Below are 16,204 nucleotides of genomic sequence, written 5' to 3' on the forward strand. Positions count from 1 at the left end.
AACTACTAACTACTAAATACTAACTACTACTTTGTTTTATAAAACAAAGTAATTATCTTTGCACCTCAATTTATAATAAATTCATAACATGAAATCAATTGCTATTAGCGGTTCTGCAAGACAGAACGTAGGGAAAAGAGATTCGAGAGAATTGCGTTACGAGGGTCAAGTCCCTGCAGTTCTTTACGGTGGTAAAGAACAAACACATCTTTCGGTATCCGCAGCTGATTTGAAATCTGTTCTATACACTCCAGAGGTGATCTTCGTAGAATTGGATATCAACGGCAAGAAAACAAAAGCTATCGTTCAAGATGCGCAGTTTCACCCATTGACAGATTTAGTTACTCACGTTGACTTTTTAGAGTTATTTGATGACAAAGAAGTGTCTATCAATATCCCTGTAAAATTAACTGGTACATCTCCAGGTGTTAAAATGGGGGGTAAATTAGTTCAGAAATTACGTAGCTTACGTATTAAAGCATTACCTAACAACTTACCTCAAGAAGTAGAAGTTCCTATGGAAGGCTTAGAAGTTGGTAAATCATTCCGCGTAGGTCAAGTGAAACTTGAAAACGCTGTTGTATTAAACAACGCTGACGATACGATCGTTTCTGTAATCATGTCTCGTGCTTTACGTCAAGCAGAACAAGAGGCAGCGAAAGCAGCTAAAGGCGGTAAAAAATAAGGAATACACAATTCCAAGACAAAAAAAAGAGGTAATCTTTCGATTACCTCTTTTTTTTGTCTTGGATATGAGCTGTGAGATGTGAGATTTTAGACGTTGTCTTTAGATATTAGATATAAGACATTAGATTTTAGACATTTGTCTGTCCCTGAATAGTGTTGACCGTTTTTACAATTTATCAACTTGATCAAATATAGTTATTAGTGGTTTAGGAGACAATATCTCCCTAAACCACTTTTCTTCGAAACTCTCTGGCGACATCCTATGTAATGAGTTGTGCAGTCTTCGTTTATTGTACTGTTTGACAGCTCTATTGACCATTTTTTTTAAGCTTTCGAACGTCTTGGGCTTCCAATAATCCAGATACTCATTCTTGATGGTTCCATTGATCCGCTCAGCGTATGCATTGTCCTGGGCACTCTTGCCCATGCTCACCCTGCAATTATTCTCTTTCAACAGCTGCAGATAAGCTGTCGCATGATATTGGGCACCTCGGTCTGAATGATGATATTGGGGTGCCCCGTTATTCTTAAGGGCCATTCGTAGTGCCTTAAGATTAGCTGTTGACTGCATATGATTGGATACTTGATATCCAACGATCTTTTTGGTGTAAACGTCGATAATGAACACTCCATAGTAGAACCTATCGCCCACGTAGAAGTAGGTGATGTCCGATTGCCAAACCTGATTGGGAGTCCCTACAACCAAGCCATTGATCAGATTAGGGTAGGCTGTGGAAAGCCCGCGAGTCGTCCTGCGATAGTTCTTCTTGACCTTCAATCGATATCCTAAAGACATCATGGTCTCTATGAAACGATCTCTCCCCACAAAATCCGGACGGAGCATATAATACAGTTTTTCCACCCCACAACCGGGATGTTCCTTACGCACTTTATCCGCTTTTTCGATCAGCTCAGCGAATTGAACCTGATAACGGGAATGGCGAACAGCGCGCTGATGCACCGCCTGTTTGCTCATACCAACGGTTCTATAAAGCTGATTGAGGGAATAATCTATTTTTCCTGCGTGTTCCCGGAACCATCCGATGGTGGGGTGTTGAAATTTTTTCTGATATCGACCTTAAGATCCTCTCCAGCGATGTCGATCATCTTCTCCAAGAAATCGATCTTGATCTGCTTCTGGCCGATCATCCGCTCCAGTTCACGGATACGCTGTTCCATGGCTTTTACTTTGTGGGTGCTACTTGATTTCATCTCCATTATACGTTGTCCTTTCTCATTAAAGTTAGAAAATTTATAGATCCAATTATAGATCGTGGGATTACTTATTCCATAAAGCCGCTCTAACTGTAGAACACTCAACTTCCCACTCTCAAATAGGGAAACTATTTCCCGCTTAAAATCATCAGAATAAACCCGTGATTTCCTGATTAACCGCAAATTTGTTTGCATTTAGTACCTCCATTTTGTGGTCAACCTATTTCAGGGATGGACAATTTAGCGCTTTGTCTTTGAACCAGGAAAGGAAGGATGCAAGGATGAGCAGGATCGGGTATAGTGTTGGTGTTGGTTTGCACATCGTAATCGTGCGTTTTAGGAGACGTTAGTGAAACGTCTCTATGCGGTTCGTCAAGATTACCGCCTATATAGTTCAAAATTGTATAGAAGCCAATTGGACGCCAATGCGTAGAGACGTTTCACTAAACGTCTCCAACATTACCAATCCTTACACACTTTCTTTCCACCCGATCCTGATTATCCTTGCATCCTTCCTTTCCTGGTTCAAGTCAACGCATCCTTCTTTCTTCAAAAAACGATACTTCTCCCCTTCCCATCAAAAAAAATATGGCGAGCAATGCTGGCCGCCATATTCTAAAATCTCATGTCTAATGTCTCACATCTCACATCTAATTTAACGCCTGTTGTAAGGCAATAGATTTCGGGAATAAGATGTTATTTTCTAGATGTATATGTTTATGCAGATCATCTTCAAATTCTTTCAACATTTCGTAGGTTACGCGGTAGGTGCTGCAACCATCTGCAGGCACAGCGTAGTTATCGGTTAACTTAGCAATCTTTTCGAAACGTTCGCCTTCGGCATCATGTTCATGTTCCATCATGTGAATCGGATTTTCGATTGATCCGAATGGTGCCGCTGCCAATTGGGTATGATCGATTTCTGAATTGATCATTTGGACGATGTATGGGAACAATATCCTTTCTTCCTTTAACAGGTGCTGTAAGAGTTCTTTCGCACACTCTTGAAACAGTCTGTTCACTTCTAAGAGTTCGGGATGGCGACTTCCATGTACCTGGCACAACTTGTTTAAATAGGCTAAGATCACTGGTGCTTTCTCGCGTACATAGCGGTGATGTGTTTTCTCGATGTACGAAGCGAGAAGATCTGCCGGCCACGCTGCATAGTCAATATGCGTTTCGTTAGGCTCGCTCAGTACAGCTTTAAGTTCTTCGGTTAGTTTCTCCAGGTCAACGGATTTCTTTGTCGCTGCCTCTTGTACGGATTTTCCGCCACCGCAGCAAAAGTCTAAACCATATTTACTGAATACTGCTGCAGCATGAAAGTTCTTCGCTACAATATCTCCTATTTTTTCATTCACTAGATTTTCCATATCAGTTTTTAATTTTATTTTTCAACGTTAAATCGAATACGAACCATGCGCAGGCGAATACACCTATGGCGAAGATTACATCGCCCGGCGTGCGCATCCATTTCAGGAATACCATTCCTGGTTGTTGCATTAACTCGGCAGAGCGCGCATACCACATGCCTTCTTTAATACTTGCTATGGCTTGCCATACGCCTACCGGCAAGAGACTAAACAATGCCATCGCCAAGAGGCCGATGTTCAAGCTCCAAAACCCGATCTTTAAGATTTTCTCGTTCCACTGCACATCGCGATATAGGCTGCGCAATACGAACAGCATCAATCCGATCCCCAACATACCATACACCCCAAATAAGGCAGTATGTCCGTGCAATGGCGTCGTATTCAACCCTTGCACATAATATAGGGCGATTGGCGGGTTGATAATAAATCCGAACACCCCCGCGCCGAGAAAGTTCCAAAACGCCACAGATATCAGGTAGTATATTGGCCATTTATAATCCTGCAACCATTTCGTTGATTTGGATAGTTTATAGTTATGGTAGGCTTCAAATCCGATAATCGTCAGCGGCACAACTTCCAATGCGCTAAAGGTTGCTCCTAAGGCCATCACCGCTGTCGGTGTTCCTGAGAAATACAGGTGGTGGAATGTTCCGAGGATACCTCCCGAAAGGAAGATAATGGTCGAGAACAGTACACTGGCGGTTGCCGACTTCGGTTTTAACAGACCTAATCGTACAAACAGGAACGCCATGACCACCGTTGCGAATACCTCGAAGAATCCTTCAACCCATAGGTGCACGACCCACCATCTCCAATATTCGGCAATGGCTAGGTTGGTTTGTCTTCCCCACATTAGCCCTGCGCCATAGAATAATGCAATTGCAGAGCAGGAAATCAGGAACATGATGATTAGGTTCTTCTCTTCGCCGCCTTTTTTCAATACCGGGATCAATGGACGAACCATGAGTGCCAGCCAAACGAAGAGACCAACGAATAGGAACAACTGCCAGAAGCGGCCTAGATCTACATATTCATAGCCTTGATGCCCGAACCAGAAGTTTTGTACCAGGTCTAATTTTTGCATCACCCCGAACCATTGTCCGATCATCGAACCTGCAACGATAATCAGCAGGGCAATGAATAAGAAATTGACGCCAAAGCATTGGAATTTAGGGTCTTTGCCCGACACGGCCGGTGCGATGTAGAGTCCGGTTGCCAACCAAGCTGTTGCGATCCAGAAGATGGCCAGCTGCGTATGCCAGGTACGGGTTACTGAATAGGGCAGAAATTGATCGAGCGGAATACCATAGAGACCATCGCCTTCGACACCGTAGTGTGCAGTAACGATTCCCAATCCGACCTGAACGAGCATCAGCAAGCTAACAATCCAGAAATACTTCTTCGTTAAGCGCATGGATGGGGTTATGCCTTGGCGCAGCAAAGGATCTTGAGCCGGGTAGAGCAGCTCGTCATTTTCGCCCGATTTTACTTGCCAAAGCACTAATGCGCCCACACAGAAGATTAACAGGATAATACTCACGCCAGACCAGGCAAGCAGGTCCATCGTCATCTCATTGCCAACTAGTTTTTCATTTGGCCAGTTGTGCGTATAGGATACTTGGTCGCCGGGGCGCTCGGTGACGGTTGCCCAAGTTGCCCAAAAGAAAAAGGCATTTAGCTTGTGCAAACGTTCAGGATCTTTAATTGCGTTCTTTGGAATTGCATAATCTTTACGCAATTGGTCGAATTGAGGATCGTCTGTAAAAAGGCCGGAATAATAGGCAGATAATTCGTTTACTGCCTTTACGCGGTCCGCATCTATCGTAAGGGTGTTAGTTTCTTCATTAAACGTATTCTTTCGGATGTTATTTTTCAAGCGTGTCTGTAGCTTCGCTCGATCCTCATCGCTTAGCTCGGCATATGCACTGGAGAACTCCTGCTGCGCATAGCTATCTAGGAGGATGAGTGCCTCGCGGTGAAGCCAATCTGCGGTCCAATCAGGAGCCACGTACGCGCCGTGACCCCATATTGTTCCAACTTCCTGACCACCGATACTTTGCCAAACGTTCTGACCGTCTTTGATCTCTTGGCCGGTGAATAATACTTTTCCATCAGCATCGACAACCTGTTCGGGTACAGGAGGCGATACCTGATATATTTTGTAGCCATAGTACAGGAGCACGCTAAAAGAGATCGCTACTACCAGTATAAATGACCACCATAATTTTTTTTCTCTACTCATGTCTGTTTCATTTTGGCATCGAGATCTAAATCGCAGGATATCCCGATGCCATGTTATTTGTTATTGTTACTATTAATCGCTATTCAGCAATGATTTTACCTTTCATAATTCCGGCATGTCCGGGGAATGAACAGATGAAATCGTAGCTACCCGGGCCTGGAAGGGTAAACTCGATTGCGTCCTGTTCGCCGCCGCCAATTACCTTGGTATGCGCAATCACATCTTTCGATTCCGGAATGTAGTCTGTATCCTTAGCGTTCATTGCTGCCGTTGTGAAAGCAGCTACATCGGCGCCAACCTTCAATACTACGAGGTTGTGTCCCATGACGTCTTTTTTCATAGTCCCAACATGTTTTAGTGTTAACTTAACAGGATCTGCAGCTTTCACCTTGATTTCACTCAGGTTGTACTTCATCTGGTCATTACTTTCGATAGTGATATCGTTGCTAGCAGCATTAGACGTTTCTGGCTCAGCTGCAGCCGCAGGTACTTCGGTCGCTGGAGTTTCTGTTTGATGAGCACTGTGGTCTACCGCTTCATTGCTCGACTGACTTGAGTTGCCACAAGAAGCAGTGAACAGGCCAAAGGCTAATGTTAAGATTCCGAAGGTATTTATTGTTTTCATGATTATGTGTTTCTATTTAAGACAAAAGTGTCGTAAATAGATTGCAAAAAAAATGATGAGACGCATTTTTTTAAGTGATGCTGTTGGGATTAGATAATAGACATTAGATTTTAGACATTTAGAGTATGGGGGGATATAGTTGATAGTATGTAGGGTTTTGACCTTTGGTTTAGAAAAAGAAAGGTTGTTTTGAAAAAGACAGGAAGGAAATATTGTCTGAACCAAGAAAGGAAGGATGAAAAGATTGACAGGATCAGGCGAACCTCCTTTCTTGTTTAAACCAAAGGTTCAAGACAAAAAACCTGCATTGCTGCAGTTCTGAAATCTAATGTCTCACATCTAAAATCTAAACACTATTTTTGCCTTTATGAATTTTTTAATTGTTGGATTAGGGAATATCGGCAAAGAGTACGCCGATACACGACATAATATAGGTTTTATGGTTGCGGATGAGCTTGCTAATCAGGCCGGGACAACTTGGTCTACATTGAAACATGCTTACTATACTGAATACAAGCAGCGTGGGCATAACGTGTATGTGATCAAGCCGACGACATTTATGAACTTAAGCGGGAAGGCAGTAAACTATTGGATGCAGGAGCTAAAAGTTCCTGTTCAGAATATTCTGGTTATTGTTGATGATCTGGCGATTCCATTCGGTTCCTTGCGCGTAAAGCCGAAGGGCTCTGCAGCAGGACACAATGGTTTGCGATCTATAGAAGCTTCTATTGGAGGTCAGCAATATCCAAGATTGCGCTTTGGCATTGGCGACAACTTCTCCAAAGGTCGGCAGGTAGATTATGTCTTAGGCCCATTTGATAAGGAGGAACAACGCGAATTGCCGGCATTGATCGAGCATTCGGTGAAGATGGTCAATAGCTTTATCAATATTGGGATTGAGCTGACGATGACCAACCTAAATACTAAATAGGTTTCTGATGGAAATTGTGAAGATATTAAATAAGAAAAAGCATCGGGGAGATGCTTTTTCTATTATCTAAACAACAAACTTAAAAGTTTCAAATTAATCTTTAGCTTTGCGGGTGGTAATCATGATAACACCGTTCTTGGCTTTATCACCATAGTCTTTTACGGCTTTATCGCCTTTAATAACCTTCACCGTTTTAATTTTTTCGCTCTTTAAACTATCAACCTCTGCTTTCGTAGCTTCCTTATCATCGATAAAATAAATCGCGTTATTTGGGATGTCTTTTGCCGATGTAGAGACCGTGATTTGCCCATCCATTTTCGGACGATTAACCGCCAGCGGAGAGTCTTTTGTGATGATCTTGATTACTCCTTCAACATCATCGCCGTAGGCCGCTGTGGTAGCTTTGCTTTTTTGCACATCGATGGAGAAGATATCGTTTGGATTCAAATTGCTGGCTTCATCGCCTTCTACCACTTTCTCGTTCACTAACCACACAATCTTGCCTTTTTCCGCGTTAGACCTGAAAGTTAGCTTTCGGTTCTCACCACTTGGGTTAACTTTTATCCCTACCCCATTAAATCGACCTCTTAACGAATCCTGCGTCGGAAGGTTATGCTCCTTCGCGTACGCCTTCGTGAAAACCTTCATGAGATTGGTTTTCTTTTCTTTCCCATCTTCCGTTTTGCCGCTTTCTACCCTCAAGTCGATCGAATGGATGTCCTCGTGTTTTATCGCTTTAAATGTTTCCTCGCTTACCTTCTTCCCGTCGATCTCGTAGCTCATGTTCTTCCCCTCATGCGATAAGCCTAGCACTGATACGCCTCTTCCGGTCACTCTCAGATTATTCTTCGTTGGCGACATGCTGTTATCTTGAATTGTCCATACCCTAGACACTGGGTCTCCTTCTTTTCTGGTTTTGATAGAGATTACTCCGTCTTTGGCTTTTGGATCGATTGCAAGAGCGTCTTTCCCGGTTAATATCACAACGTTATCAACACGGCGATCATCAATTAAAGAGAGGTCAAAGTCCTTAGGCATCACTTTACCGTCGATAACAATGATTTTGTCTTTATTGGCGCCCTGATCGATAAGCTGATTAAATGAGCGCGCCTTGAAGCCTCTTACTACTTTGACTTCGTTAATTTTTCCTTTCAACGTATCGCTTTGCTCTGCATTAAAGGTTAATCCGGATAGTTCTTTGACATTGGCATCATCAGATCGGAATCCGGTAACCACGACCTCCTCGGTCTGCTGTGAACTAGCCTTTTTCTTCGTTGTATCTTGCTGAATTATGTTTTCGGATAGTTTGTGTCCAATTTCTGAAACATTCGTTTCAGCGGCTTTAATTACAACCGTTTCGATCTTTGCTTCCGCCTTGTTCAAGGTGAAAGTTGCTCCGGCCAAAATAAAGACCGGCAGTAGGAATGCATACTTGCTGAGTTCCAACTTGGATGAGCGTTTCTTGTTCATCATCATAATGCGCTTTTTTAAGGTTTTAAAGTTAAACTGATTGCTGATGCCCACCGAAGCACCCTGCTTGGTGACATGCAGCAAAGAGTATTGATAAGTCTGGCGGTCGACACCTTTATCTAACACTTGTTGATCGGTCAAGTATTCAAGATTTTGACGTACGGCTTTGCGCATTAACCACACGAAAGGATTATACCAACAGCTTACCAATACTATTTCAAACAACAAGACATCCCAGGTATGATGGCCCTCAACATGGACATGCTCGTGTTTAAAAATATCGTGGAGTTCTTTTTCCAGATGCTGCTCTTTATGAACATAGATCTTATTGAAAAAAGAAAATGGTGCAATAGGGAAGATTACATTGCGAAAAAGGTATTCGCGCCATGCGGAAGGTTCAGAATGCAAATGTATCCGCAAAAGGCTAAACAACTGTATCAGCAACTTTGTAAACAAAACGATAGCGCCTACAGATGCTATCATCAGCATTAAATCACTTAGCGAGAAATAACTTTCCTTTTCCTCAAATACGAAGGGAATGTAGCTCAATACCTCGCCCATAGGAAGTTCAACCTGCTTTGCGAACCAAGATTTGATGTCTAAAAATGGGTAAATAAATGCATATATCGTCGCTACAAGGAAGTAGATACGGTTGAGCAAATAAAAGGTTAGCCCCTTCAAAAGAAACTGATAGCCCAGAAAGATAATGATGATGAGCAGGTTTACTTGCAGCAAATAGGTTAGTAGGCTTTCCATGGCGCTATGATTTATTGTTTCGAATCATGTCCATGATCTCTTCAAGTTCATTCGGACTAAGCTTCTCTTCTTTCACGAAAAAAGAAACCATTTCTTTATAGGAATTCTTGAAATAATCACCGACAAAAGAGTTCATGAATTTCGCCTTATACTCCTCCGAAGTTATCAAAGGTTCATAGCGTTTTGCATTGGCATATTTCACCGCTTTTACATAGCCTTTTTTTTCCAAATTCCGGATGGTTGAGGCCAAAGTTGTATAAGGCATTTCATCGGATTTTAGGTTGTCTAGGATGTCGCGAATGAAGCCACCCTCTAATTGCCAAATAGATAGCATCGCTTCTTCTTCCTGTATTGTTAACTTCTCCATACATCTACTGATTTTTCACTAATTTACGAGTTTTTCGTAGATGTCCAAATATTTTAACATTTTTTGTTGTTTTTCTTGACTTAACTGACTCGTTTTATGCTAGATAATGGCTATTAAATTTTCCAAGAAAGAAAACAATTAAATTGTAATGACTTTTTGCATGAATAAGTCAATAAATCGTTCCTAAAATGACGAGATTGTGTCATTTTGATGTGGCGGGCAGTTAGATTTTATAAATCAATTTCATACATTTGTGTATACGACTTTTAGTAATACTACAATTAATACAAGAAATTGACTATGTCTGAAACAGCATCTATTAACTTAAATGGCTCTTCTTATGAGTTCCCAGTGATTACGGGTACTGAAAATGAGAAAGCAATTGATATTTCAAAATTAAGAGATCAATCGGGTTACATCACATTAGACCCCGGTTATAAAAATACAGGCGCGACAAAGAGTGCCATTACCTTCTTAGATGGTGAAAAAGGTATCCTTCATTATAGAGGATATGCTATTGAAGAATTAGCAGAAAAGTCAACTTTCTTAGAGGTTGCCTATTTATTGATTTACGGCGAACTTCCTTCGAAAGAAGTATTAGAGAAATTCCGCGCTGATATCCGTGCGCAAATGATGATCCATGAAGACATGAAAAACTTCTTCACCGGATTCCCATCAAAATCTCACCCAATGGGTCAGTTATCATGTTTAGTAGGTGTTTTATCATCTTTCTATCCTGAATCACTAAACCCGAACCAATCTGATGAAGAAGAGGATAAAATGATCATCAACTTACTAGCTAAGATGCCAACGATCGTTTCTTGGATTCAGAAGAAATCATTAGGTCATCCGGTTGTTTATCCTAAAAACAACTTCGGTTATATCGAGAACTTCCTGAACATGATTTTTGGAGAAGTTAATCAAGAGAAAACGTTCGATCCATTAGTGATCGAAGCAATGCACAAATTATTGATTTTACATGCAGACCACGAGCAGAACTGTTCAACATCAACTGTACGTATCGTAGGATCATCAAATGCAAATATGTATGCTTCTATCTCTGCTGGTATTAATGCCTTATGGGGACCTCTTCATGGTGGTGCTAACCAAGCGGTAATCGAAATGTTGGAAGCGATTAAGGAAGATGGTGGTGATGCTGAGAAATACTTAGCAAAAGCAAAAGACAAGAACGATCCTTTCCGTTTAATGGGATTCGGTCACCGTGTCTACAAGAACTTCGATCCTCGTGCGAAAATCATCAAGAAAGCTTGTGATGACGTGTTAGAGAAATTGGGAGTTAATGACCCTGTTTTAGAGATCGCTAAGAAATTAGAAGAAGCAGCATTAAGCGACCAGTACTTCATCGACCGTAAATTATATCCAAACGTTGACTTCTATTCAGGTATCATCTACCGCGCATTAGGATTCAACTCTGATATGTTTACTGTATTATTTGCGCTAGGTCGTCTTCCAGGATGGATTGCACAATGGAAAGAAATGCGTGATAATAAAGAGCCTATCGGTCGTCCAAGACAAGTATACACTGGTGCAACATTACGCCCTTACGTAAGCATCAAAGATAGATAAGAAAACACTTTTCAATTTTATAAGGAGAAGGGATAGTCGAGTAACATTGGCTATCCCTTTTTTAGTACTTAGTAGCTAGTATTTAGTAGTTAGTAGTTAGACCTATAGTGGGATAGCCTACGCTAGTGAGTATAATGCACAAAAAAAGGCGTCCATCTATTGGCGCCTAAGTCTTTATACTAAATACTAGTTAGACCTATAGTGGGATAGCCTACGCTAGTGAGTATAAGGCACAAAAAAAGGCGTCCATCTATTGGCGCCTAAGGTCTTTATACTAAATACTAGTTAGACCTATAGTGGGATAGCCTACGCTAGTGAGTATAATGCACAAAAAAAGGCGCCCATCTATTGGCGCCCTAGGTCTTTATACTAAATACTAGTTAGACCTATAGTGGGATAGCCTACGCTAGTGAGTATAATGCACAAAAAAAGGCGTCCATCTATTGGCGCCTAAGGTCTTTATACTAAATACTAAGTACTAACTACTATCTCACTGATATTCGTTTCACGACTGTCTCTGAACCGCTCATCACCCTTACGAAGTAAATACCTTCTTTCAGTTTGGCACTGGAGTCGAAGTTTACGTTTTGAGTTCCTGCGTCTAAATCACCATTGTGTAAAGCTAAGACTTCATTACCAAGCGCGTCCATGACCTTGATTGACACATGGCTGTTTTTGCTTAATTTGAAATTTACTGTTACTTGATCAGCGATAGGATTGTAATAAACTTTAACGTTATTGATTAATTTATCAGACTCTTCCGCAATAACTGCTACACGATTAGCGTTTCTATTTTTAGCGGAGATCAAACTTTGTTTAGTTGCGCCAGTTTTAGTCGTATCGGCTTGGAATGTATTTGCTTGGGCAAAGCCAATAAACATCCATAATACCAGGGTATTCATGATGCTAATACGTGCTATTTTACTCCATTCAAAATTCATTCTATCCTTTGGATTATTAACGCTAGGTTATGGTTTAATCAAAAGTAATAATTAATTCCATACTTCCTATTACAAAAGTACATCTTTTTTCATTTTTTGACAGACGAAAACTACAGTGTTTAACAATTTTTAACAGGAAATTACGTTGTCGCATAAAAAGTTGTAATTTCGAACGTTTTTTAATCATTAGATCACATAAATAACAGCTATGTCCACAGATCACAAACACGCCCTTCACAGGGTCAGTATGGGCGGTTTATTAATAAGTTTAGGGATCATATTCGGCGACATCGGGACCTCTCCTCTTTACGTTTTCAAGGCAATTTTCAATAAAGGTGAAGTCCAAGAACTAATGGTTTATGGGGGGCTTTCCTGTATTTTCTGGACCCTGACGTTACAAACCACAATCAAATATGTATTGATTGTGTTAAATGCGGACAATAAAGGTGAAGGTGGGATTCTTTCTCTTTTCTCGCTTGTTCGAAAAAGAGCGAAATGGCTCATCATCCCGGCTATTATCGGAGCGAGTACTCTACTCGCTGATGGTATGATTACCCCAGCCATCACGATATCTTCGGCCGTCGAGGGTTTAGCCATCAAAAATCCAGGCTTGCCGACCATCCCCATTGTGGTCTTGATTATCTCCTTGCTGTTCCTTATCCAACGTTTTGGAACCAATATCGTAGGCCGTGTATTCGGTCCTTTAATGTTCATCTGGTTCAGCACTATTGGGGTTTTAGGGCTCTCCTATTTGGGACATTCCCCGGAGATCTGGAAGTCTATAAACCCATATTACGCTTATCAATTATTAGCAAACTACCCGAATGCTTGGTTTATTGTGGGAGCAATCTTCCTTTGTACGACCGGTGCGGAGGCCTTGTATTCTGATATGGGACACTGCGGAAAGAATAACATCCGTATTAGCTGGATCTTCGTCAAACTGATGTTGATCTTCAATTACTTCGGACAGGGAGCATGGCTATTGGAGAATAAAGGTCTTGTCTTAGGCGAGATCAACCCTTTTTATGCTATTATGCCAGATTGGTTTGTCGTATGGGGTGTAACCATCGCTACGATTGCGGCCGTTATTGCCAGCCAGGCGATGATTTCCGGCTCCTTCACGCTGATTGCCGAAGCCGTTCGATTGAATATATGGCCAAAGGTTGCCATTCGTTATCCCAGCGACCATAAAGGGCAAATTTATGTTCCTTCGGTCAACCTGATACTCTATCTAGGCTGTATGCTCATCATTGTTATTTTCCGAGAGTCTAGCAATATGGAGGCCGCTTACGGTCTGTCTATCAATATGACCTTCATCATGACCACCATTCTGATGGCTGCATTTATGCTTCGGAAGAAAATCAACATTGCCCTTGTTGCTTTGTTTACAGGTGTCTATATGATTATCGAGCTTGCCTTCCTGATGGGTAACATTAGTAAAATTGCCCATGGTGGATGGTTGACCTTGTTATTGGCGGCAACCCTGTTTGTTGTTATGTACGCATGGTTTGGTGCAAGAAAAATCAAGAATCGCTTTGTGAAGTTTGTCAATGTGAAAGACTATTACGACATCCTTGCTGAGTTGAGCGAAGACAAGTCTGTTCCACAGTTTTCATCGCATCTTGTTTATTTAACCTCTGCAAACAATATCCATGAGGTGGAGTCTAAGATTACCTACTCGATCATCAACAAGAAGCCTAAGCGTGCCGATGTTTATTGGTTAGCTCACGTGGACGTCATGGACAACCCTCATACCCGCGAATATAAAGTGACTCAACTGATTCCTGGAAAACTGATCCGAATAGATTTCCACCTAGGGTTCCGTGTGGAACAGAAGATCAGTTTGCTATTTCGCAAGGTCGTTGAAGAGATGGTTAAAAATGGAGAAATTGATATCACCAGCCATTACGATACATTGAGAAAACATAACATCCCAGGCGACTTCAACTTCGTTGTCTTGGAGAAAGTAATCTCTAAAACGCACTTCCTGAAGTGGAATGAAAAAGTAATACTAGAAATCTATAAGATCCTAAAGAAATTCAGTCTATCCGAAGAGAAAGGATTTGGACTAGATAGTAGCTTTGTCACCTTGGAACGCGTCCCACTGACGATTCCAAACACAGAAGATGTACAGTTAAAACGACTATAATAAAAGCATACATATTTCTATCGAAACACCAACCGGAGTGAATTTCTTGATGGATTTTGAAAACAGATACTTTCATAAAAAAAAGCCCCATCACGGAGGGCTTTTTTTTATGATGTATAGAGATTAACTTTCCGTCGCTCTCTTGTTAAGTTTCGAATGCTTATAACCATAAGCGAAGTAAATGATCAAACCGATCAGCAACCAAATCACGAAGATAATCCAATTGCTTGCGCCTAGTTCGGACATTAAATAAAGGTTGATCAAAACCCCGATTACAGGCAATAGGGAAAAATTGTACTTAAAACTCATCACACTCATGACCGCCCAAGTAAGCCAGAAGATAATGACAAGTGATTTGTGAATCAGGATCTTTGCCGAACCCATCTCTAACCAATGCGAAAGGTTTTCATCGCTGTACTTATAGGTCAAGATCAATGCAACAATCATCCCCAACCCTACGATGTACTTGCCGTTGATATAAGGCACTTTAAACTTCGACTTCTCCGAAATACCCGCATGGTCCATATACAACACGCCGGCACAAACCAGAATAAATGCAAAGAAAGTACCTACGCTAGTCAGGTCTACGAAAAAGTCCATCTTAAAGAATAAGGCCGGAATAGCCACCACAAAACCCGTAACTATAGTCGCAAAGGAAGGGGTCTTGTATTTCGGGTGTATCGTTGAAAACTTCTTCCACAACAAGCCATCTCTACTCATGGTCATCCAAATTCTTGGTTGAGCCAATTGGAAAACCAACAATGCCGAAGTAATCGCAATAACCGAGGTTACTGAGATAATACCGGCCATATGGTCAAATCCAACATACGAGAAGACGTAAGCCAAAGGATCTTTAACATTCAATTCTTTGTAATTCACCATCCCTGTCAACACCAAGGTAATCGCCACATAAAGCACCGCGCATATCACCAAACAATAAATCATTGCCCGTGGAAGATCGCGTTGTGGATTCTTACACTCTTCAGCCGTAGTAGAGATCGAGTCAAAACCAATGAACGCAAAGAACACCGCTGCAACCCCGCTCATGACACCCGCCAAACCATTCGGCGCAAAAGGCGTCCAGTTCTCCGGTTTAACGAAAAAAATACCACCAATGATAACAGCGAGGATAATCCCCACCTTAATCATCACCATGATATTACTAGCGCGTTGCGATTCCTTGATTCCTATATAAACCAGCGCCGTCACCAATACCGTGATCAAACCTGCAGGCATATCAAAAATTATAGGGATGTCTAAGAATCGTGGTGCTGTTTCGTATGCCTGTAGGGCTACTTTCTCAATATTTTCCAATTGAGCCGCCCCTACTTCTAAGGATTTCGCATGGGCCTCCAGCGCATAGCCCGGAGCCATCGTCATCCATTTCGGGAGATGTATACCAAATCCCTCCAGCATGGAAACAAAATATTGCGACCATGAAATGGCCACAACCATATTGGAAACCGCGTATTCGAGTACCAAAGCCCAGCCGATGATCCAGGCGAATAGCTCACCAAAAGCAACATAAGCATAGGTGTAAGCACTACCTGATACGGGAACTGTACTCGCAAATTGTGCATAAGACAGTGCGGTAAACACACATGCAAATGCCACGAATACAAAAAGAAGTGAGACCGCAGGGCCTCCGTTATAACTTGCTAAGCCGATAGTAGAGAAGATTCCAGCTCCAACTATCGCCGCAATGCCTAATGAAATTAAATCTCGAACGCCTAGTATTTTTGCTAGGCCTGAACCGCCATGTTCAGCATCGGAAAGTATCTGATCTACGCTTTTCTTGCGGAACAGTCTATTTGCCATATTTTAGTAAATTATTGGAGTGAGAAAACAAAAGTCTAAAAAA

The 16,204-nt window shown here is 41.7% G+C and carries 13 protein-coding genes; 4 read left to right on the forward strand and 9 right to left on the reverse strand.

The window, feature by feature from the left end; all coding sequences use genetic code 11:
• Positions 1-88 precede the first annotated feature (88 nt).
• The gene (locus QYC40_RS13020) at positions 89-685 is read left to right on the forward strand and encodes a 50S ribosomal protein L25/general stress protein Ctc (RefSeq protein ID WP_301990585.1); all 597 of its coding nucleotides are present in this window, start codon (positions 89-91) and stop codon (positions 683-685) included.
• A 168-nt stretch (positions 686-853) separates the two neighbouring features.
• On the opposite strand, the gene QYC40_RS13025 is transcribed toward QYC40_RS13020, so the two are convergent.
• The 5 genes from QYC40_RS13025 to azu all read right to left on the reverse strand — a co-directional run bounded on the left by QYC40_RS13025 (position 854) and on the right by azu (position 6,142).
• Entirely contained in the window at positions 854-1,663 is an 810-nt protein-coding gene (locus QYC40_RS13025; RefSeq protein ID WP_301990011.1) for an IS3 family transposase, read from the reverse strand.
• A gap of 35 nt (positions 1,664-1,698) precedes the next feature.
• Complete coding sequence (locus tag QYC40_RS13030) at positions 1,699-2,097, reverse strand: transposase (RefSeq protein ID WP_301990012.1); 399 nt, start codon at positions 2,095-2,097, stop codon at positions 1,699-1,701.
• Positions 2,098-2,552: 455 nt separating this feature from the next.
• A complete protein-coding gene (gene ric, locus QYC40_RS13035; RefSeq protein ID WP_301990586.1) occupies positions 2,553-3,275 on the reverse strand; it encodes an iron-sulfur cluster repair di-iron protein in 723 nt (240 codons plus the stop codon).
• A gap of 1 nt (position 3,276) precedes the next feature.
• Positions 3,277-5,517: a nitric-oxide reductase large subunit gene (locus QYC40_RS13040; protein ID WP_301990587.1), complete on the reverse strand. Its 2,241-nt coding sequence runs from the start codon at positions 5,515-5,517 to the stop codon at positions 3,277-3,279.
• A 79-nt stretch (positions 5,518-5,596) separates the two neighbouring features.
• Positions 5,597-6,142, reverse strand: coding sequence for an azurin (gene azu, locus QYC40_RS13045; RefSeq protein WP_301990588.1), 546 nt, complete (start codon positions 6,140-6,142; stop codon positions 5,597-5,599).
• A 367-nt stretch (positions 6,143-6,509) separates the two neighbouring features.
• Here azu and pth point away from each other — a divergent pair, with 367 nt between their 5' ends.
• Positions 6,510-7,073, forward strand: coding sequence for an aminoacyl-tRNA hydrolase (gene pth / locus QYC40_RS13050; RefSeq protein WP_149526975.1), 564 nt, complete (start codon positions 6,510-6,512; stop codon positions 7,071-7,073).
• A gap of 93 nt (positions 7,074-7,166) precedes the next feature.
• On the opposite strand, the gene QYC40_RS13055 is transcribed toward pth, so the two are convergent.
• Positions 7,167-9,299 carry a M56 family metallopeptidase gene (locus QYC40_RS13055; protein ID WP_301990589.1) on the reverse strand — a complete coding sequence of 711 codons (2,133 nt, stop codon included), beginning with the start codon at positions 9,297-9,299 and terminating at the stop codon, positions 7,167-7,169.
• Positions 9,300-9,303: 4 nt separating this feature from the next.
• On the reverse strand, positions 9,304-9,666 hold the full coding sequence (locus QYC40_RS13060) for a BlaI/MecI/CopY family transcriptional regulator (protein WP_301990590.1): 363 nt from the start codon (positions 9,664-9,666) through the stop codon (positions 9,304-9,306).
• Positions 9,667-9,966: 300 nt separating this feature from the next.
• On the opposite strand from QYC40_RS13060, the gene QYC40_RS13065 reads away from it, so the two are divergent.
• Positions 9,967-11,253: a citrate synthase gene (locus QYC40_RS13065; RefSeq protein ID WP_301990591.1), complete on the forward strand. Its 1,287-nt coding sequence runs from the start codon at positions 9,967-9,969 to the stop codon at positions 11,251-11,253.
• Between the two features lie 485 nt (positions 11,254-11,738).
• On the opposite strand, the gene QYC40_RS13070 is transcribed toward QYC40_RS13065, so the two are convergent.
• Complete coding sequence (locus tag QYC40_RS13070) at positions 11,739-12,194, reverse strand: T9SS type A sorting domain-containing protein (RefSeq protein WP_301990592.1); 456 nt, start codon at positions 12,192-12,194, stop codon at positions 11,739-11,741.
• A 208-nt stretch (positions 12,195-12,402) separates the two neighbouring features.
• On the opposite strand from QYC40_RS13070, the gene QYC40_RS13075 reads away from it, so the two are divergent.
• A complete protein-coding gene (locus QYC40_RS13075) occupies positions 12,403-14,343 on the forward strand; it encodes a KUP/HAK/KT family potassium transporter (RefSeq protein WP_301990593.1) in 1,941 nt (646 codons plus the stop codon).
• Positions 14,344-14,466: 123 nt separating this feature from the next.
• Here the strand turns inward: QYC40_RS13075 and QYC40_RS13080 are convergent, their stop codons facing one another.
• Positions 14,467-16,161, reverse strand: a complete 1,695-nt coding sequence (locus QYC40_RS13080) for an amino acid permease (protein ID WP_301990594.1) — start codon at positions 16,159-16,161, stop codon at positions 14,467-14,469.
• Positions 16,162-16,204 lie beyond the last annotated feature (43 nt).

Source organism: Sphingobacterium sp. BN32 (genome assembly GCF_030503615.1).
Lineage (GTDB): Bacteria > Bacteroidota > Bacteroidia > Sphingobacteriales > Sphingobacteriaceae > Sphingobacterium.

Bases quoted from the DNA above. Each gene is read 5' to 3' on its own strand.
- QYC40_RS13020 (WP_301990585.1), top strand. From the start codon at position 89: ATGAAATCAATTGCTATTAGCGGTTCTGCAAGACAGAACGTAGGGAAA.
- QYC40_RS13025 (WP_301990011.1), bottom strand. From the start codon at position 1,663: ATGAGCAAACAGGCGGTGCATCAGCGCGCTGTTCGCCATTCCCGTTAT.
- QYC40_RS13030 (WP_301990012.1), bottom strand. From the start codon at position 2,097: ATGCAAACAAATTTGCGGTTAATCAGGAAATCACGGGTTTATTCTGAT.
- ric (WP_301990586.1), bottom strand. From the start codon at position 3,275: ATGGAAAATCTAGTGAATGAAAAAATAGGAGATATTGTAGCGAAGAAC.
- QYC40_RS13040 (WP_301990587.1), bottom strand. From the start codon at position 5,517: ATGAGTAGAGAAAAAAAATTATGGTGGTCATTTATACTGGTAGTAGCG.
- azu (WP_301990588.1), bottom strand. From the start codon at position 6,142: ATGAAAACAATAAATACCTTCGGAATCTTAACATTAGCCTTTGGCCTG.
- pth (WP_149526975.1), top strand. From the start codon at position 6,510: ATGAATTTTTTAATTGTTGGATTAGGGAATATCGGCAAAGAGTACGCC.
- QYC40_RS13055 (WP_301990589.1), bottom strand. From the start codon at position 9,299: ATGGAAAGCCTACTAACCTATTTGCTGCAAGTAAACCTGCTCATCATC.
- QYC40_RS13060 (WP_301990590.1), bottom strand. From the start codon at position 9,666: ATGGAGAAGTTAACAATACAGGAAGAAGAAGCGATGCTATCTATTTGG.
- QYC40_RS13065 (WP_301990591.1), top strand. From the start codon at position 9,967: ATGTCTGAAACAGCATCTATTAACTTAAATGGCTCTTCTTATGAGTTC.
- QYC40_RS13070 (WP_301990592.1), bottom strand. From the start codon at position 12,194: ATGAATTTTGAATGGAGTAAAATAGCACGTATTAGCATCATGAATACC.
- QYC40_RS13075 (WP_301990593.1), top strand. From the start codon at position 12,403: ATGTCCACAGATCACAAACACGCCCTTCACAGGGTCAGTATGGGCGGT.
- QYC40_RS13080 (WP_301990594.1), bottom strand. From the start codon at position 16,161: ATGGCAAATAGACTGTTCCGCAAGAAAAGCGTAGATCAGATACTTTCC.